The organism is Pseudomonas sp. NPDC096925 (assembly GCF_044762545.1).
Classification (GTDB): domain Bacteria; phylum Pseudomonadota; class Gammaproteobacteria; order Pseudomonadales; family Pseudomonadaceae; genus Aquipseudomonas.
This window is the reverse complement of the sequence record NZ_JBIWEM010000004.1, coordinates 75,188-90,291: the sequence shown is the minus strand read 5'-3', so window position 1 is coordinate 90,291 and position 15,104 is coordinate 75,188. Positions and strand designations below refer to the sequence as shown.

Annotated in this window: 19 protein-coding genes; 7 read left to right on the top strand and 12 right to left on the bottom strand. The window is 64.1% G+C overall.

The window, feature by feature from the left end; translation table 11 throughout:
- Positions 1-2 precede the first annotated feature (2 nt).
- Genes ACIQYU_RS14210 through ACIQYU_RS14200 form a run of 3 tightly spaced genes read right to left on the bottom strand, consistent with a single transcriptional unit; the run spans position 3 to position 2,208 of the window.
- Positions 3-329 carry a DUF3325 domain-containing protein gene (locus ACIQYU_RS14210; protein WP_207836388.1) on the bottom strand — a complete coding sequence of 109 codons (327 nt, stop codon included), beginning with the start codon at positions 327-329 and terminating at the stop codon, positions 3-5.
- Complete coding sequence (locus ACIQYU_RS14205; RefSeq protein WP_402800476.1) at positions 329-1,906, bottom strand: PepSY-associated TM helix domain-containing protein; 1,578 nt, start codon at positions 1,904-1,906, stop codon at positions 329-331. The genes ACIQYU_RS14210 and ACIQYU_RS14205 overlap by 1 nt, the downstream gene beginning before the upstream one ends.
- Positions 1,903-2,208 (bottom strand): DUF3649 domain-containing protein, encoded by a 306-nt coding sequence (locus ACIQYU_RS14200; protein ID WP_207836392.1) that lies wholly within the window; start codon positions 2,206-2,208, stop codon positions 1,903-1,905. The genes ACIQYU_RS14205 and ACIQYU_RS14200 overlap by 4 nt, the downstream gene beginning before the upstream one ends.
- Before the next feature lie 232 nt (positions 2,209-2,440).
- Between ACIQYU_RS14200 and ACIQYU_RS14195 the strand changes: the two genes are divergently transcribed.
- Positions 2,441-2,788: an HPF/RaiA family ribosome-associated protein gene (locus ACIQYU_RS14195; protein WP_063913366.1), complete on the top strand. Its 348-nt coding sequence runs from the start codon at positions 2,441-2,443 to the stop codon at positions 2,786-2,788.
- Positions 2,789-2,909: 121 nt separating this feature from the next.
- Positions 2,910-3,200: a DUF3509 domain-containing protein gene (locus tag ACIQYU_RS14190; protein WP_207836394.1), complete on the top strand. Its 291-nt coding sequence runs from the start codon at positions 2,910-2,912 to the stop codon at positions 3,198-3,200.
- Positions 3,201-3,203: 3 nt separating this feature from the next.
- Here the strand turns inward: ACIQYU_RS14190 and ACIQYU_RS14185 are convergent, their stop codons facing one another.
- Complete coding sequence (locus tag ACIQYU_RS14185; protein ID WP_087500522.1) at positions 3,204-3,674, bottom strand: phosphate-starvation-inducible protein PsiE; 471 nt, start codon at positions 3,672-3,674, stop codon at positions 3,204-3,206.
- Between the two features lie 447 nt (positions 3,675-4,121).
- Here ACIQYU_RS14185 and ACIQYU_RS14180 point away from each other — a divergent pair, with 447 nt between their 5' ends.
- The 3 genes from ACIQYU_RS14180 (at position 4,122) to ACIQYU_RS14170 (ending at position 5,150) form a co-directional block, all read left to right on the top strand.
- Complete coding sequence (locus ACIQYU_RS14180; protein ID WP_233687072.1) at positions 4,122-4,364, top strand: hypothetical protein; 243 nt, start codon at positions 4,122-4,124, stop codon at positions 4,362-4,364.
- 156 nt (positions 4,365-4,520) lie between these two features.
- A complete protein-coding gene (locus tag ACIQYU_RS14175) occupies positions 4,521-4,784 on the top strand; it encodes a DUF3077 domain-containing protein (RefSeq protein ID WP_063913369.1) in 264 nt (87 codons plus the stop codon).
- Positions 4,785-4,886: 102 nt separating this feature from the next.
- Positions 4,887-5,150 (top strand): YebG family protein, encoded by a 264-nt coding sequence (locus ACIQYU_RS14170; protein WP_063913370.1) that lies wholly within the window; start codon positions 4,887-4,889, stop codon positions 5,148-5,150.
- Positions 5,151-5,377: 227 nt separating this feature from the next.
- Here the strand turns inward: ACIQYU_RS14170 and ACIQYU_RS14165 are convergent, their stop codons facing one another.
- Entirely contained in the window at positions 5,378-6,397 is a 1,020-nt protein-coding gene (locus ACIQYU_RS14165) for a Glu/Leu/Phe/Val dehydrogenase (protein ID WP_207836396.1), read from the bottom strand.
- A gap of 124 nt (positions 6,398-6,521) precedes the next feature.
- Between ACIQYU_RS14165 and ACIQYU_RS14160 the strand changes: the two genes are divergently transcribed.
- Entirely contained in the window at positions 6,522-7,328 is an 807-nt protein-coding gene (locus ACIQYU_RS14160; RefSeq protein WP_207836398.1) for a SirB1 family protein, read from the top strand.
- On the opposite strand, the gene maiA is transcribed toward ACIQYU_RS14160, so the two are convergent.
- From maiA to hmgA, 3 genes are read right to left on the bottom strand one after another with little or no spacing between them, the layout of a single operon-like run.
- Positions 7,322-7,954, bottom strand: a complete 633-nt coding sequence (maiA, locus tag ACIQYU_RS14155) for a maleylacetoacetate isomerase (protein ID WP_207836406.1) — start codon at positions 7,952-7,954, stop codon at positions 7,322-7,324. The two genes, ACIQYU_RS14160 and maiA, sit on opposite strands and share 7 nt — an antisense overlap.
- 12 nt (positions 7,955-7,966) lie before the next feature.
- Complete coding sequence (gene fahA, locus ACIQYU_RS14150; protein WP_207836409.1) at positions 7,967-9,259, bottom strand: fumarylacetoacetase; 1,293 nt, start codon at positions 9,257-9,259, stop codon at positions 7,967-7,969.
- Positions 9,260-9,261: 2 nt separating this feature from the next.
- A complete protein-coding gene (gene hmgA, locus ACIQYU_RS14145) occupies positions 9,262-10,563 on the bottom strand; it encodes a homogentisate 1,2-dioxygenase (protein ID WP_207836411.1) in 1,302 nt (433 codons plus the stop codon).
- A 174-nt stretch (positions 10,564-10,737) separates the two neighbouring features.
- Here hmgA and ACIQYU_RS14140 point away from each other — a divergent pair, with 174 nt between their 5' ends.
- Positions 10,738-11,520, top strand: a complete 783-nt coding sequence (locus ACIQYU_RS14140; RefSeq protein ID WP_063913376.1) for an IclR family transcriptional regulator — start codon at positions 10,738-10,740, stop codon at positions 11,518-11,520.
- A 352-nt stretch (positions 11,521-11,872) separates the two neighbouring features.
- Here the strand turns inward: ACIQYU_RS14140 and ACIQYU_RS14135 are convergent, their stop codons facing one another.
- From ACIQYU_RS14135 to ACIQYU_RS14120, 4 genes are all read right to left on the bottom strand, one after another.
- Positions 11,873-12,787, bottom strand: a complete 915-nt coding sequence (locus tag ACIQYU_RS14135; protein ID WP_207836413.1) for an SDR family oxidoreductase — start codon at positions 12,785-12,787, stop codon at positions 11,873-11,875.
- Positions 12,788-12,927: 140 nt separating this feature from the next.
- Positions 12,928-13,833: an alpha/beta fold hydrolase gene (locus tag ACIQYU_RS14130; RefSeq protein WP_207836415.1), complete on the bottom strand. Its 906-nt coding sequence runs from the start codon at positions 13,831-13,833 to the stop codon at positions 12,928-12,930.
- Between the two features lie 176 nt (positions 13,834-14,009).
- On the bottom strand, positions 14,010-14,696 hold the full coding sequence (locus ACIQYU_RS14125; RefSeq protein WP_024087732.1) for an LrgB family protein: 687 nt from the start codon (positions 14,694-14,696) through the stop codon (positions 14,010-14,012).
- Entirely contained in the window at positions 14,686-15,072 is a 387-nt protein-coding gene (locus tag ACIQYU_RS14120; protein WP_207836417.1) for a CidA/LrgA family protein, read from the bottom strand. The genes ACIQYU_RS14125 and ACIQYU_RS14120 overlap by 11 nt, the downstream gene beginning before the upstream one ends.
- Positions 15,073-15,104: the final 32 nt, after the last annotated feature.

The window sequence follows — 15,104 nt, the reverse complement described above, 5'->3', positions numbered from 1 at the left end:
GGTCACTCGGCGAACACGGCCAGCAACGGCCCCAGCACCACGCTGGCGGCCGCCAGGCCCAGCAGCAGGCGGGGCTGGTATGGCAGGCCGAACACCCACAGGGTCACCCCGGCCATCAGCACTGCAGTCCACTCCACCAGGCCATGGGCCATGCCGCGCAGGTGCACGCTGAGCAGCAGCGAAAGCACCAGCAGCAGCCAGCCGGCGCTGCGCAACAGGCGCAACTGCCCCGGGCGCGGCTTGCGCCCGAGCAGGTCGGTGAAATGTTTCTCCATGGCCAGGCACAGGGCAACGAAGCCTGCGAAGGCGATCAGTGCATTACCCAGCATCAGCTTGCCTCCGCCGTTTCAGTGCTCGGTTTTTTTGCTGCACGAGGGGCGCGCTTGGCCACTGGCTTGGGGCTGCGCAACATCTTGCCGGCCAGCCAGGCCAGGAACAGGCCGGTGCCTAGCGCGGTCAGGTCGAAGCCGGCCATGGCCCAGTCACCCGCCTGCAGCGAATGGTTCAAGCCCTGGCCGGTGGTCAGGCCATTGAGCAGCGGCAGCAAGGCGAAGGCCAGCGCGCCGAGTACCAGTTGCTCGCCCCAGGCCCGGCGCCCGCTGCGCAGCACGGCATGCACCAGCGAAAGGCCCCAGGTGATGAAAAAGGCATTGACCTCCCAGTCGGCCCGGCCTTCGACGCCCATGGGGATCAGGCGGTTGGCCCAGAAGAAGCCCGCCACGGCCAGCAGCAGGCCGCTCATGCTGGCGATATTGAGCACTTCGACCAGGCGCAGTCCACCCGGCAGCCGTTCGCTCCTGGCATGCTTGAGCTGGCGCTTGCCCAGCCACATCACCAACCCGGTACCGATCACCGCAGTACCGGCCACGCCAAAGAAGAAGTACAGCCAGCGCAGCCAGGGCCCGGCGAAGTTGCCCATGTGCAGGCCGGCAAAGCTGAAGGCGGTCATCATCGCCCCGCTCTCCGGCTTGCCCTGGCTCAGCAGCGCACCACTGGCACCATCGAAGGTCCAGTTGGCGCTGCGCCGGTAGGCCACATGGTCGGCCGCAGACTGAGTGAAGGTGACGCGGGCATTGCTGTCGCCGGCATTGTCCACCTGGATACGGCCGATACGCGCGCCCGGTTGCAGGTCCTGCACCTTGGCATACAGGCTCGGCAACGGTACCAGCGGCGCGGCCACATGGGCCGCCTTGGGCGCATCGTTACGGCCGAACAGGTCGTTGAAGTACTTGCCGGTGTCATTGCCGTAGCTGGCCATGATGCCGGCCGGCATCACCAGGTACATGAACAGCACCAGGCTGCTGTAGCTGATCATCAGATGGAACGGCAGCACCAGCACGCCGATGGCGTTGTGCCCGTCCAGCCAGGAGCGCTGGCCCTTGCCGGGGCGGAAGGTGAAGAACTCCTTGAAGATCTTCTTGTGGGTGATGATGCCGGTGACCAGGCCCAGCAGCATGATGAAGGCACAGAACGTCGACAGCCAGCGGCCGAAGGGGTGAGGCATCTGCAACTGGAAGTGGAAGCGGTAGAAGAACTCGCCACCGCGACTGTCGCGTGCCTCGACCGGCTGGCCGCTCTGGGTATCGAGGGTCTTGCTGGCGAAGCCGCGCGGCCCGCCATTGGGGTCGCGATAGCCCACGCTCAAGGCGGCCTCGCGTGCGTTGGGCATGCGGATCAGCCAGGTGCCCGAGTGCCCGGCGTTGTCCTGCAGGTAACGCTGGACCACCTCCAGGCTATGGATTGGGTCCAGTGCATGGCTGCGCACTTCGGGCTGCGACCAGTGGGTAATTTCTTCCTTGAAATACGACAGCGTGCCGGTGAGGAAGATGGCGAACAACAGCCAGCCGAAGATCAGTCCGGTCCAGGTGTGCAGCCAGGCCATGGCCTGGCGGAAGCCTTCTTTCATGGGGTTTTCATCCAGTAGGCCAACCCGCTGATCACCCCCAGCAGCACGCTTGGCGCCAGCACGCCCAGCCAGGCGCGCAAAGCGCTGCGGCAGGCGAAGCACCAGATGAACGCCAGCAGGTAGAAGACGAATGACAGCAGCAGACCGGTGAGCGTGGCATCGACCTGTGGCAGTGGCGCTACCAGGGCAATACAGACGCTGGCCATGGACGCCAGCAGGTAGCCGCCCAGCAGCGCGGCCAGGCTGCGTGAGGTCACGGCCATGCGATAGCTGAGCGAGAGGCCGGCGGTTTTGCGCGTCATGGCGAAGGTCCGGGCGTTTACGGGGCTGCAATAATAATGATTTCAATTCTCATAAGCAAAGGCCGAGCGATGCGCCGCCTGTCGCCTTGAATGCAACAAGAAATTTATTTTCAAAAAGGGCTTGAATTCGTCACGCCATTGCCTGACCTTAGAGTCAAGAGACGCAGAAATACCAAGGGTCTCAAAGGCCTAGGCGCGTCTCCATGCGAGCAAGCTGAATAAGGATTGAATCATGCAAATCCAGGTCAACAGCAGCAACCATTTCGAAGGCAATGCCCGGCTCGACCAGTGGGTCCGCAGCACACTGCAGAACTCGCTGGAACGTTACGAGGACGACCTCACCCGCATCGAGGTTCACCTGCGCGACGAGAACGGCGCCAAGCCCGGACCGCATGACAAACGCTGCCAGATGGAGGCTCGCCCCAAAGGCCATCAACCGATTTCGGTGACCCACACCGCCACTTCGCTGGACCAGGCGGTCGACGGTGCCGCCGCCAAGCTCAACCACGCGCTGGAACACTTCTACGGCAAACTGCGCAGCAAGCGCGGCGCCCTGGAGCTGAGTGATCCGGACGCCTGATCGGCAATGCAAAACGCCCGGCCTGATGCCGGGCGTTTTCGTTTGTATCGATCGCTGGCGCTGAACCAACCGGCGATACTCCCGGTCAACTGCTGCATCCATTCAGCGCAGAAGCAAGACCATGAGCAACCCATTCGAACGAATCAGTGCTGCATTCGCCCCCGAATACCGGGTCAACCTGAGTATTGCAAACCTCGACGGCAGCATCATGCTGACCCTGTCCGACGACGCCGGCGTGGTCGCCAAGCGCCTCATCACCCAGGCCCAGCGCAATGACCCGGTGCGCCTGCAGCGGGTAATCGACAGCATCCGCCTGGGCCTGGCCATCGAACTCAGCCAGAACCCCATGCAGGTGCTGGCCGCATTGACCCGCGATGCACGCCACGAGCCGCGCCACTTCATGGCCACCTGAGGGCTACTTGCCCTCCTCCACTTCCTTGCCGCTGGCATCCAGCGCCTTGGTCGAGGGGTAGCGGTAAGAGGCGTAGCGCACCACCAGGATCGCGAACGCCAGCAACAGGATGCCACCGCACACGTACAACAGCCCTGCGTCCGGCGCCTTGTGGTGCGAGACGTCGCCGATCAGCAGGCGGGTCAGCGCAGTGATGGCCACGTACAGCAGGAAGCGGATCGGCATGTGGTTGGTCTTGAAGTAGATACCGACCATCGCCCCCAGTTCCAGGTAGATGAACAGCAGCAGGATGTCATCGACACTGACCCCACCCTTGCCGAGCATGTCCATGAACGTCATCACCGCCGCATAGGCGGTGATCGCGCCGATGCCGAACAGTGCCAGGTAATGGAATGCCTCGACGCACAGGTTGCCCAGCGAGTCGGCCGAGCCGTGCAGGCCCTTGCGCAGCTTTTCTGCCCATTTGATGTTCACGATGTTCCATTCCCCGATACGTCTTGAAGGATGATGCGTCACCGCTGTGACGCTTGTGCCATGCAGTTAAAGGGCCAGGCCCCTGCCTTGGAAGGCGACCGATTGCCGCAAGGCACCTTGAGGCGTGGCAAGTTGCCAGAAACACGGCCCTGTGCTGGGAAAAATCAGATTTAACCCCTTCCTTGTAGGGCATTTCCCAAAGATACTCCCTGCCATTGTGGTGTTCGGGGATGAGCACTAGTCTCGGATCGTCGCTGCCAAACAGCGACCGGCTTTGACAGGCCGCCCTGAACTAACCACATGGCTTTGCCTTTATGGCAGCTGTCATGGGGCACCTCGTGTGCGCCGGCTTTTGGTTCTGTTCACCGGTCTGTCAACCCATGCACAGCTGCCGCCTTCCTGTTTGACAGCAGGAGGTGGTGGCCCAAACTTGAACAGGCCTTCATCATGCTGAAAGTAGTCCCCGATCCACCCCACACCCCCCATTCCCTTGAAGACACCCTGATCCAGGCTACGGACTATGCGTTGTGCGCAGCCACCGTGGTGCATCAGGCCTTGTTGCTTCAGCCCAAGTCGCCAGCATCGATTTTGATGATGACCTCAATGCATGAGCTGGAGACGTTGCGGGCTTTGCTTGAGTCGGCACTAGTTCAGGTGCAGAGGCCCGCTGAGCCTCGGACTTTGCACTGAGGTTTGAGTGTTGCGTTGTCTGGGCTGGCCTCTTCGCGGGTAAACCCGCTCCCACAGGATCTCCACAGGCCCTGAGGTAGATGCAGTACCTGTGGGAGCGGGTTCACCCGCGAAAGGGCCCGTCCAGGCAGTCGAGAATTTTCAGGGGATTCAAAAATGACCACAGAAGACACCCAATTCACCGTCGGCAAAACCACCTTCTTCCAAGGTGAAAACGGCACCCACCCACTCTTCCGCATCGAGCCAGGCATCCCTTGCCGGGACGCCCGCGAGCAGTCCTCAGAGCTGATGGGCTATGTACGCGAACTGACCATCACCGGCCTGATGGACGAGAAACCGATGATGATCTGGGCTGCGCACTACTTGAGCGCGATGGCCAAGGCGCTGATGGATGATGCTGAGTTGGGCATGAAGCAGTAAGCCCTTTGCGCCACGCTACAATTTCTGCTTGCGAACCAATCAACATTGCCATTACTGTATATGGATACAGTGTCAACCCAGCAAAAGGCATAGAGGTGATGAATGGCCGTCGAAGTGGTGTACCGCAGCAGCCGCGACCCGGAGCGCTTGTTCATGGATAAGGCCGAAGCAGACCGTCACGACAAGATGCTCGAACTGGCCGAGCGCCTGGCCGAAGTACTGCACAAGGCAGTGCCCTCGCTGACCGAGCAGCAGGTCGAGGAAGCCGGTATCTACATGGCCAGGAACCGCGATGTATTCGCCCGGGCGTTCAAGAGCCAGCCGGATGCGTTGGCCGAGTTGCTCGAAGCGCCAGCGGCCGAGTAATTGCCTGCACTGGCCGCTCCAGCAGGTACGGCACAAGCGCTGGGCTGGAGGTATTCCTGTGGGAGCGGCTTTAGCCGCGAAGAATCCAACGCGGTGCATGGCACCGGCTGCGCCGGTGTTCGCGGCTAAAGCCGCTCCCACAGAGTCCCTGCTAATTCAATGAGTTATGTGCAACTCCATGAGAGCGGGCGTGCCCGCGAAGAGGCCAGCAAAGCCGGTATCAACCTTCAGCCGTAGAGCAACCGCTCCGCCAGCATCTGCGCCACCCGTGCCGGCGAGCGCTTCTCTGCCTGCGCATGGCCAAACACTTCGGTCAGCCGCGAAGGTATCCGCGCCAGGTGCGCAGTGATGGTGCCCAGGTCTTCGCCACGATGCTTGAGCGCCACATAGATCAACCCACCGGCATTGATCACGTAGTCGGGTGCATACAGTATCCCGCGCGACTCCAGCTGGTCGGCTACCTGCAAGGTGGTCAACTGGTTGTTCGCCGCCCCCGCCACTGCCGCGCAACGCAACTGCATCACGCTCTGCCCGTTCAACACCGGCCCCACGCCGCAAGGGGCAAAGATGTCGCAAGGGGTGCTGATCAACGCATCGTTGGTCACCGGATGGGCATTGAACTGCTCCACCGCCAGCCGCACCCGCCCAGGGTCCAGATCACTCACCAGCAGGTCCGCACCCGCCGCATGCAGTTGCTCCGCCAGCGCATAACCGACATTGCCCAGCCCTTGCACCGCCACCCGCAGCCCTTGCAGGTCATCACTGCCAAGGCGGAACGAAGTGGTCGCACGAATGCCGGCAAAAACCCCCATCGCCGCATGCGGTGAGGGGTCACCCGAGGCCGTGGTGCTGGTCACATGCGGAGTACTCTGGGCAATGCAGTCCATGTCCAGGGTCGAGGTGCCACTGTCCACGGCGATGATGAAGCGCCCTTGCAAGGTGTCGATGAAGCGGCCAAAGGCCTCGAACAGCGCAGCACGGTTTTCCACATGCGGGTTGCGCATGATCACCGCCTTGCCGCCCCCCAGTGGCAGGCCGGCCAGCGCCGCCTTGTAGCTCATGCCCTGGGCCAGGCGAATGGCGTCGGTCATGGCGCTTTCATCATCGGCGTAAGGCAGGTAGCGGCAGCCGCCCATGGCCGGGCCCAGCTGCTCGCTGTGGATCACCACCACGGCCTTCAGGCCGGTGGGCGGGTGGGTGAACAAGTGCAACGACTGGGTACGGGTGCTTTGCATCAGCGCGAACATCGACAGGCTCCCCTACGAGGTGCTCCTTCCAGTATAGGCACGGCCCTTGGGCTGGCGCCGCCGCCGGACCACTGGACGAAACCGCGCGCCGCGGCTAATACTCAAGCGTGTGTGGAGAAGCCCCATGAAGCCACGTCAAGCCTGCCTGGCCTGCCTGGAACGCGAGCCCGTCGCCTTGCTGGAAGCCGCATTGTGGATTGCCGCCGAGCACGACCCCAGCGTCGAGCCCGCGGCCAGCCTTGCCAAGCTGCATGACCTGCAGCGCGAGATCAGCGCCAACCTGCCGATGCTGCCGCTGTGCGAACTGGCCCAGCCACTGCTGCGCCAACTCACTGCCCTGGGCTTCCAGCAGGATGAATACCACCCGCTGCGCCCGCATGCCGCGATGATGGACAAGGTGCTGCAGCGCCGCCGTGGCCAACCGCTGACCCTGGCCATCCTCGCCCTGGAACTGGCCTGGCGCCTCTCCATCCCCCTTGAGGGCGTCGGCTTCCCCGGCCATTTCCTGCTGCGCGTACCAGGTGCCGATCACCTGCTCGACCCCTGTGGTGGCCGGCGCCTGTACCCTAACGATTGCCGTGAGCTGCTGGCGCGCCAGTTCGGCCCGCAGGTAGCGCTGACTGCCGAGCACATGCGCAGCGCCAGCCCGCAGCAGATGCTGCAACGCCTTTCGCGCAACCTGCGCCAGTTACACATGAGCAACGACGACCACCTGGCGGCGCTGATCGATGCCGAGCGAGTCATGCAACTGGGGCCGGTACAGGTCAGCGACTACGTGACCCGTGCCTCGCTCTACCAGCACCTGGATTGCCCGCAGGCCGAGCGCTTCGACCTGGAGCATGCGTTACTGCTGACGGAAGACCCGGTCCAGCGCCTGAAGCTGTCCGAACGTATCGGTAAGCTTCCGGCGGCGAACCGTTCCATTCACTGAGCCGGGCTGTCCGGCTGCTGTGCGGGGTGGGCCTGGGCGAACGCCGGGTGACCGGCCGCCAGGGCGGCAACCCGCAGGATGCGCGGGAAGCTGTCGAGGTCGATGTTGAAGCGTTCGGCCGCGTACAACTGCGGGATCAGGTAGACATCCGCCAGGCCCGGCTCATCACCGAAGCAGAAGCCGTGATCGCCAATCAGTTGCTCCACTGCCGCCAGCCCCTGGCTGATCCAGTGGCCGATCCACTGGTTGACCTGGCTCTCGTCCTGGCCGGCCTGACGCAGCCGGTTGAGCACGCTGACGTTGTGCAATGGATGGATGTCGCAGCCGATGATCGCCGCCACGCCCCGCACCTTGGCGCGCGCCTCGGCCGTGGCAGGCAGCAGCGCGGGCTGTGGATAAACCTCTTCCAGGTACTCGATGATCGCCGGCGACTGCACCAGCAGCTCACCGCCGTCAGTGCGCAAGGCCGGCACGCGGCCCTGCGGGTTGACGGCGACATAGCCTGCACCACGCTGCTCACCCTGCAGCAGGTTGACCGGCAGGGACTGGTAGGCCAGCCCCTTCAGTGCCAGGGCAATGCGCACCCGGTAGGACGAGGTGGAACGGTAATAGGTGTACAGCTCCATGCCCCTGCCTCCTCAGTTGGCCGCGATGACCGTGCCACGGCATTCGCCGAAGCCGATGCTGGCCACACCATCACGCGCACAGCGGGCACGCAGGATGATCTCGTCGCCGTCTTCGAGGAACTTGCGCACCTCGCCGCTGGCCAGCTCCACCGGGTGCTTGCCGCCTTCGGTGATCTCCAGCAGGCTGCCGAACGAACCTGGCGTGGCGCCCGACAGCGTGCCCGAACCGAACAGGTCGCCCGGTTGCAGCTGGCAGCCGTTGACGCTGTGGTGCGCGACCAACTGCGCCACGGTCCAGTACATGCTGCGGGTGTTGCTCAAGGTCAGGCGGTGCGGGGCAAGGCCCTGCTCGCGCATGCGCTCGGTCAGCAGCAGCACCTCCAGCTCGATATCGTATGCACCGGCGGCCTGGTCGCGCTTGTCCAGCAGATACGACAGTGGCTGCGGGTCGCCTTCCGGGCGTGCCGGCTGGGCACAGCGGAACGGCTCCAGCGCTTCGGCGGTGACCACCCAGGGCGAGACGGTGGTGATGAAACTCTTGGACAGGAACGGGCCCAGCGGCTGGTATTCCCAGGCCTGGATATCGCGCGCCGACCAGTCGTTGAGCAGGCACAGGCCGGCCACGTGCTCGGCGGCATCGCCTACCGGAATCGCCTGGCCCATGTCATTGCCCTGACCGATCCAGATGCCCAGTTCCAGTTCATAGTCCAGGCGCGCGCAGGGGCCGAAGCTCGGCTCGGTGTGCCCGGCCGGCAGGGTCTGGCCCTTGGGCCGGCGTACATCGGTGCCGGACGGGCGAATGGTCGAGGCGCGGCCGTGATAACCGATCGGCACGTACTTGTAGTTGGGCAGCAGCGGGTTGTCGGGGCGGAACAGCTTGCCCACGTTCTTGGCGTGCTCGATGCCCACGTAGAAGTCGGTGTAGTCACCGATCTGCGCCGGTACATGCAGCTGGCAAGCGCTGGCCGGATACAGTGCAGCCTGCAGCGCCGCCTGGTGTTCGCTGTGCTCGCCCAGCAGCACCAGCAGGCGCTCGCGCAGGGCAACACGGGCACCGCGGCCGAGGGCGAAGAATGCGTTCAACGCCCCACCACGGGTGGCCTCGACGGCGGCCTTGGCGGCACCGTCGAACAGGCCGGCGGCAAGCACCGCCTCCAGGTCGAGGATCGCGTCGCCGATGGCCACGCCACAGCGCCTGGCTTCACCCGGCCGGCTGAAGATGCCCAACGGCAGGTTCTGCAGCGGGAAGTCGCTGTGCCCGTTGGCGTGCTCGACCCAGCTACGGGCAATGGCGGTCTGGTTCATGGTTATCTCCGGTTCGGGTTGAAGGTGCTCGGCAAGGTGGCCCAGCAACTATCGTAGTCGGCCTGCAACTGCGGGCATTCAAGGGCTTGCAGGCTCGGGCGCAGCACTTGGCTGGTCTCGAACATGAAGGCCATGGTGTTGTCGATCTTGTGCGGCGCCAGGTCGGCGGCAATAGCCTTTTCGCAGGTTTCGGCGTCGGGGCCATGGGCGCTCATCACCCCGTGCAGCGAGGCACCGCCCGGCACGAAGCCCTCGGCCTTGGCGTCGTAGGCACCGTTGATCAGGCCCATGAACTCGTTCATCAGGTTGCGGTGGAACCATGGTGGACGGAAGGTGTTTTCGGCCACCATCCAGCGTGGCGGGAAGATCACGAAGTCCATGTTGGCCAGGCCATGCACGCTGGTCGGCGAGGTCAGCACGGTGAAGATCGACGGGTCCGGGTGGTCGAAGCTGACCGTGCCGATGGTGTTGAAGCGGCGCAGGTCGTACTTGTACGGCACGTTGCTGCCGTGCCAGGCGACCACGTCCAGTGGCGAGTGCTGCAGTTCGCAGGCCCAGTGTTCGCCAAGAAACTTCTGCACCAGTTGCACCGGGCCATCGGCCTCTTCGTAGTGCGCCACCGGGGTGAGGAAGTCGCGCGGGTTGGCCAGACCGTTGCTGCCGATCGGGCCCAGGTCCGGGATGCGCAGCGGCGCGCCGTGGTTTTCGGCAATGTAGCCACGGGCCTGGCCGTCGAGCAGTTCGACGCGGAACTTCATGCCACGCGGGATCACCGCAATTTCCAGCGGCTCGACCTCCATCACCCCCAGTTCGGTGGCGATGCGCAGGCGGCCCTGTTCCGGCACCAGCAGCAGTTCACCGTCGGCGTTGAAGAACACCCGTTCCATTGAGCGGTTGGCGCGGTAGATGTAGATGCTTACTCCGGCCGGTTTTTGCGCGGCGGCGTTGGCCACCATGGGCAGCCAGCCTTCGATGAAGTCGGTAGGCTCGGCGGGGATCGGCTGGGGGTTCCAGCGCAGGCGGTTGGGGGTGATGGCCCCCAGCGGGCCGGTCAGCGGCTGGCGCGCCAGGCGCTCGAAACGCGGGTGCAAGGCAGACGGGCGAATACGGTACAGCCAGGTGCGGCGCTGCTCGCTGCGGGTCATGGTGAACGCCGTGCCCGAGAGCAACTCGGCATACAGCCCATAGGGCGCCTTCTGCGGCGAATTCTGCCCGACCGGCAAGGCCCCCGGCAGCGCTTCGCTGGCAAACTCGTTGCCGAAGCCGCTGAGGTAGTGAAGGTCGGGTGACGTATCGCGATTCATCGATGCCTCCGGGCTCTGGCCGAGCCGTTGCTGGCAGCTGGCTGCTGGCCCGGGGCGGGGTGGCAGCGCGTCTGCATTGTTTTTATCGTAATCAGATTACGAATAACGTAATTTGCTACGGACAATGCGTCAAGCTATAAAGGCGCGACTCGAAGAATCCGGAAGAAGATGTCCATGGCCAAAGCCAGCTCCCCCGCCGACAACGGCAAGCAGAAAGTCCGCTCGGCGGAGGTCGGCACCGACATCCTCAAGGCCCTTGCCGAGCTCTCTCCGTCCACCTCCCTGTCGCGCCTGGCAGAACATGTGCAGATGCCGGCGAGCAAGGTGCACCGTTACCTGCAGGCATTGATCGCCAGCGGTTTTGCCGAGCAGGATGCGGCCACCAACCATTACGGCCTGGGGCGCGAGGCACTGCGGGTAGGGCTGGCGGCGCTGGGCAGCATCGATGTGCTGAAGATTGCCGCGCTGCCATTGTCGCAACTGCGCGATGAACTGAACGAAAGCTGCTTCGTTGCCGTATGGGGCAACCAGGGCGCGACAGTGGTCAGCATCGAGCCGGCAGTGCGCGCGGTCACCGTGGTAACGCAGATCGGCTCGGTACTGCCGCTGCTCACGTCGTCTACCGGGCTGGTGTTCGCCGCCTACCTGCCCGAGCGCGAGACCGTGGAGTTGCGTGACCGGGAACTGGCCGCCCTGCAGCACAGCGCCGCCGACTACCAGGCGGTACTGGCGGGCATTCGTGAACGTGGCCTGCACCATGTACACGGGCTGTTGATGCCGGGCGTGGATGCGCTGTCGGCACCGGTGTTCAATGCCATGGGGCAGATCGCTGCGGTGATGACCGTGGTCGGGCCTACGTCGATCTTCCATGCCGACGAGCATGGCCCGGCGGCGCAACGGCTGCTGGCGGCAGCGCGGGAAACCAGCTGGCGCATGGGCTATTCGCCCGCAGGTTGAGCGCCTGCGGCACTATTGCCCGATACGTAAAGGTGAATGTCATAAGCGGCTATTTTTCCTACAGGATCAGGCGCTTATTCTTAACTCACTGGCCGGCATGAAGGGCTCTCCCCCCCGCCTTTCAGGCCTGCGAGGTTCACCGACGTAGATTTTGAAGCTCCTTGATCTGACGTCTCGATTGGCCGCTGCGGCTTGCAGCGGCCTTTTTTATCTGCCCTGAAAAATTCTTCGCCCGTGCTGGCCTCTTCGCGGGTAAACCCGCTCCCACAGGTACACCACAAGCCTCTGGGGTAGTGATATCTCTGTGGGAGCGGGTTTACCCGCGAAGAGGCCAACACAGGTAGTACAAAGCTCAGCCCAGCGGATACTTCTGCAAGTTCGCCATCATCTGCTGCAACGCCTGCAAGCTGTCCTGAGGGTGCACCGCCCCGTCGAAGTCGCCAATCCGTGCCCAGTTCTCCGCCACCTGCTCCGGGGTAAAGCCTTCACGCGGATCGAAGCCTACCCCCAAGCTGCGCTCCCACCGCACCTTGCCCACCCAGCCGCCGCCCACTTCGAACAGCTCACCGCTGCCCTGGCACTGTTCGCTGCCCAGGTACACCACCAGTGGGCTGACCAGCTCAGGCTTGAGCCGCTCGAACACCTGGGGCGGGATCAGCCCTTCGGTCATGCGGGTGCCACCCGTGGGAGCGATGGCATTGACCAGGATGCCATGCTTGCGCCCTTCGATTGCCAAAGTACGCGTCAGCCCATACAGGCCCAGCTTGGCCATGCCGTAGTTGGCCTGGCCGAAGTTGCCGTAGATGCCGGACGTGGAAGCGGTGAAGATCACCCGCCCCCAGTTCTGCTCGCGCATGTGCGGCCAGGCGGCGCGGGTGACCTTGTAAGCCCCCTCGACATGCACCTGGTAGACCTGCTCCCAGTCGCTGTCCTCCATCTTGTGGAAGGTCTTGTCACGCAGGATGCCGGCATTGTTCACCAGCACATCGACCCGGCCGAAGCTGTCCAGGGCCTGCTCGACAATACGCGCGCCGTGGCTGACCGAATCATGGTTGGCAATGGCATGGCCACCGGCTGCACGAATCTCCTCTACCACCCGGTCGGCAGCGGAGGCGCTGGCACCTTCACCATGGGTGGAGCCGCCGAGGTCGTTGACCACTACCCGGGCGCCACGCGCAGCAAACAGCAGCGCATGGGCGCGGCCCAGGCCGCCGCCGGCTCCGGTGACGATCACCACGCGATCTTGCAGACGGACAGGCTCGCTCATGCTTATGGCTCCAGGCAGATTCAGGTCAGCCGAGTGTCCGCCGCCAGCGGCGGGTGAACAATCAAGCTCACGCAGGCTGAATGCCTGGCAATAACGCAGCGCGATGGTTATGGGGCCGGCTTGCCGGCGATGAGGCCCTGTCAGTACCACGCCACTTTCTGCTGGTGATAGCTCGGCGGTTGTTCACGAAAGGCCAGGTAATGGCGCAGCACCTGCACCGGCGCTTCGGTATGCGGGTAATGGCCGATGCCCTGCAACTGCACGGTGTCCGGCTCCGGCACCAGTTGCCGGTAGCGCTCCACCATGTGCGCGCCGGACAGCGGGTCGACCATGCCATTGATGAAGCGCAGCGGCACGCCTTCATGCTGCATCGCGCCAACCCAGCGGTCGCGGTGCAACCTGCGCTCCGGCACGTATCCCACCAGCTTGTGCAGGATGCGCGTGCCACGGTTGGCGGTGATCAGGCTCCAGAAGTCATCCAGCACGCTTTCACTGGGGTGGGAGCAAGGGCCGTAGACCTGGGTCACGTTGCGCACCAGGTCGTCGCGCCCGAACGAGCGCCCTACCAGCCAGCCCAGGCGGCTGAGCAGCAGCTTCTGGATCAGCAGCATGCGGCAGCTTTCGGGGAACAACCCGCTGTTGAGGAACGCGCAGCTGGCAATACTGGCGCGCTGTTCATGATGCCGCGCCAGCAGTTCCTGGGCCACACTGCCGCCGTAATCGTGGGCCAGCAGATGCACCGGCTGGTCGACCCTCAGCTCGGCGAGCAAGGCCTGCTGCAGGTCGGCCTGCTCCATCAGGCTGTAGACGTGATCGACCGGTTTGGCCGAATCGCCAAAGCCAAGCATGTCGCAGGCGATAACCCGGAAGCGCTGGGCCAGAGGCCCCCACAGGTAGTGCCAATCCCAACTGGCGGTGGGGAAACCGTGCAACAGAAGCAGGGGCTCTCCTTGCCCTGCGGTCCAGTAGCGGATGCTCTGGCCCCGGAAATCGAAACTCTGTCCCCGGGTACGCCAGACGCACAATGGAATTTCGGCCATAGGCATCAGAACGGTCCCGGTGAAGTGGTGTTGGCGGAATAGAGCAAGGCTGCGGTCATTGCATGTCACCTCGGCACTTACATGTGCTCTCTATGTCGAGGCTGAGTCTAGCCAGCAGCCCATGGGCTGGAACTTGCGTTGCCAGCCAGCTTGATGACTTGGCGAGTCAGTGGCACGAACGGTCAGAGCAGCATGGCCAGCAGCGGTGCCGCGAACAGGTTGAGCAGCCCGGTCAGGACCATGACCAGGCCGGCCACCGAGCCTTCCTCGCGGCCCACCTCCTGTGCCCGGCTGACCCCGGCGCCATGGGCACCGACACCAAACAGCGCGCCCCGTGCCAGCGGCGTGCGCAACGGCAACCAGCGCAGCAGCACGCCGCCGAACATGGCACCCAGCACACCAGTGAACATCACGAACACCGCCGTCAGTTCCGGTACGCCACCCAGGTCATGGGCCAATGGCATGGCAAAGGGCGTGGTGATCGAACGCGGCACCAGCGACAGGCTGGTCGCACTGTCCAGCGCCAACATATGAGCCAACCCCCAGGAACTGGCGATCGAAGCACTGCTGCCAGCGACCATGCCCACCATCAGTGCCGGCCAGTGGCGCGCCAGCATGGCCCGTTGCTGCCAGATCGGCACCGCGAAGGCCACGGTCACCGGGCCAAGCACACTCATCAGCCAGTGGGTGTTGCGGGCGTACTCGGCATAGGCGGTGTGCAGCGGCACGGCCACCGCCAGCAACAGTACCGGCACGAGGATCAGCGGCGACAGCAGGTAGCGCCCGCTGCGCCGGTACAACCAGCGGCTGCCCAGGTAGGCCAGCAAGGTCAGGGCCAGCCAGAACAGCGGCATGGGTTCAAGGCTCATGGCGCAACCTCCAGCGGCACACCAGTTCCACGGTCAACGCGGTCACCACCATTACCATCAGGGTGCTCACGGCAATCACCAGCAAGATGCGCCAGCCCTCGGCACGGATCAGGGCGCCGTAATCGAGCAGGCTCATCAGCGCCGGGATGAAGAACAACAGCATCTCAGCCATCAGCCAGCCGGCGCCCAGTTGCAGCATGGCCGGCTTGAGCACACCCGAGGCGAACAGCAACAGCAGCAGTGCCAGGCCCATCACGCCGCCGGGAATCGGCCAGCCCAGCCAGGTGGCAAGCTGGCCGCCGAGCAGGAACAGGGCACAGAGGATCGCCAGCTCGACAAGCAGGCGCAGGGCTTTTTTCAATAACGCAGGTTTCATGGGGGGATCCTCGACAGGCCCTCATTTTAAGA

Excerpts from the sequence above, each read along its gene's own strand:
- ACIQYU_RS14210 (WP_207836388.1), bottom strand. The coding sequence starts at position 329 with ATGCTGGGTAATGCACTGATCGCCTTCGCAGGCTTCGTTGCCCTGTGC.
- ACIQYU_RS14205 (WP_402800476.1), bottom strand. The coding sequence starts at position 1,906 with ATGAAAGAAGGCTTCCGCCAGGCCATGGCCTGGCTGCACACCTGGACC.
- ACIQYU_RS14200 (WP_207836392.1), bottom strand. The coding sequence starts at position 2,208 with ATGACGCGCAAAACCGCCGGCCTCTCGCTCAGCTATCGCATGGCCGTG.
- ACIQYU_RS14195 (WP_063913366.1), top strand. The coding sequence starts at position 2,441 with ATGCAAATCCAGGTCAACAGCAGCAACCATTTCGAAGGCAATGCCCGG.
- ACIQYU_RS14190 (WP_207836394.1), top strand. The coding sequence starts at position 2,910 with ATGAGCAACCCATTCGAACGAATCAGTGCTGCATTCGCCCCCGAATAC.
- ACIQYU_RS14180 (WP_233687072.1), top strand. The coding sequence starts at position 4,122 with ATGCTGAAAGTAGTCCCCGATCCACCCCACACCCCCCATTCCCTTGAA.
- ACIQYU_RS14175 (WP_063913369.1), top strand. The coding sequence starts at position 4,521 with ATGACCACAGAAGACACCCAATTCACCGTCGGCAAAACCACCTTCTTC.
- ACIQYU_RS14170 (WP_063913370.1), top strand. The coding sequence starts at position 4,887 with ATGGCCGTCGAAGTGGTGTACCGCAGCAGCCGCGACCCGGAGCGCTTG.
- ACIQYU_RS14165 (WP_207836396.1), bottom strand. The coding sequence starts at position 6,397 with ATGTTCGCGCTGATGCAAAGCACCCGTACCCAGTCGTTGCACTTGTTC.
- ACIQYU_RS14160 (WP_207836398.1), top strand. The coding sequence starts at position 6,522 with ATGAAGCCACGTCAAGCCTGCCTGGCCTGCCTGGAACGCGAGCCCGTC.
- maiA (WP_207836406.1), bottom strand. The coding sequence starts at position 7,954 with ATGGAGCTGTACACCTATTACCGTTCCACCTCGTCCTACCGGGTGCGC.
- fahA (WP_207836409.1), bottom strand. The coding sequence starts at position 9,259 with ATGAACCAGACCGCCATTGCCCGTAGCTGGGTCGAGCACGCCAACGGG.
- hmgA (WP_207836411.1), bottom strand. The coding sequence starts at position 10,563 with ATGAATCGCGATACGTCACCCGACCTTCACTACCTCAGCGGCTTCGGC.
- ACIQYU_RS14140 (WP_063913376.1), top strand. The coding sequence starts at position 10,738 with ATGGCCAAAGCCAGCTCCCCCGCCGACAACGGCAAGCAGAAAGTCCGC.
- ACIQYU_RS14135 (WP_207836413.1), bottom strand. The coding sequence starts at position 12,787 with ATGAGCGAGCCTGTCCGTCTGCAAGATCGCGTGGTGATCGTCACCGGA.
- ACIQYU_RS14130 (WP_207836415.1), bottom strand. The coding sequence starts at position 13,833 with ATGCCTATGGCCGAAATTCCATTGTGCGTCTGGCGTACCCGGGGACAG.
- ACIQYU_RS14125 (WP_024087732.1), bottom strand. The coding sequence starts at position 14,696 with ATGAGCCTTGAACCCATGCCGCTGTTCTGGCTGGCCCTGACCTTGCTG.
- ACIQYU_RS14120 (WP_207836417.1), bottom strand. The coding sequence starts at position 15,072 with ATGAAACCTGCGTTATTGAAAAAAGCCCTGCGCCTGCTTGTCGAGCTG.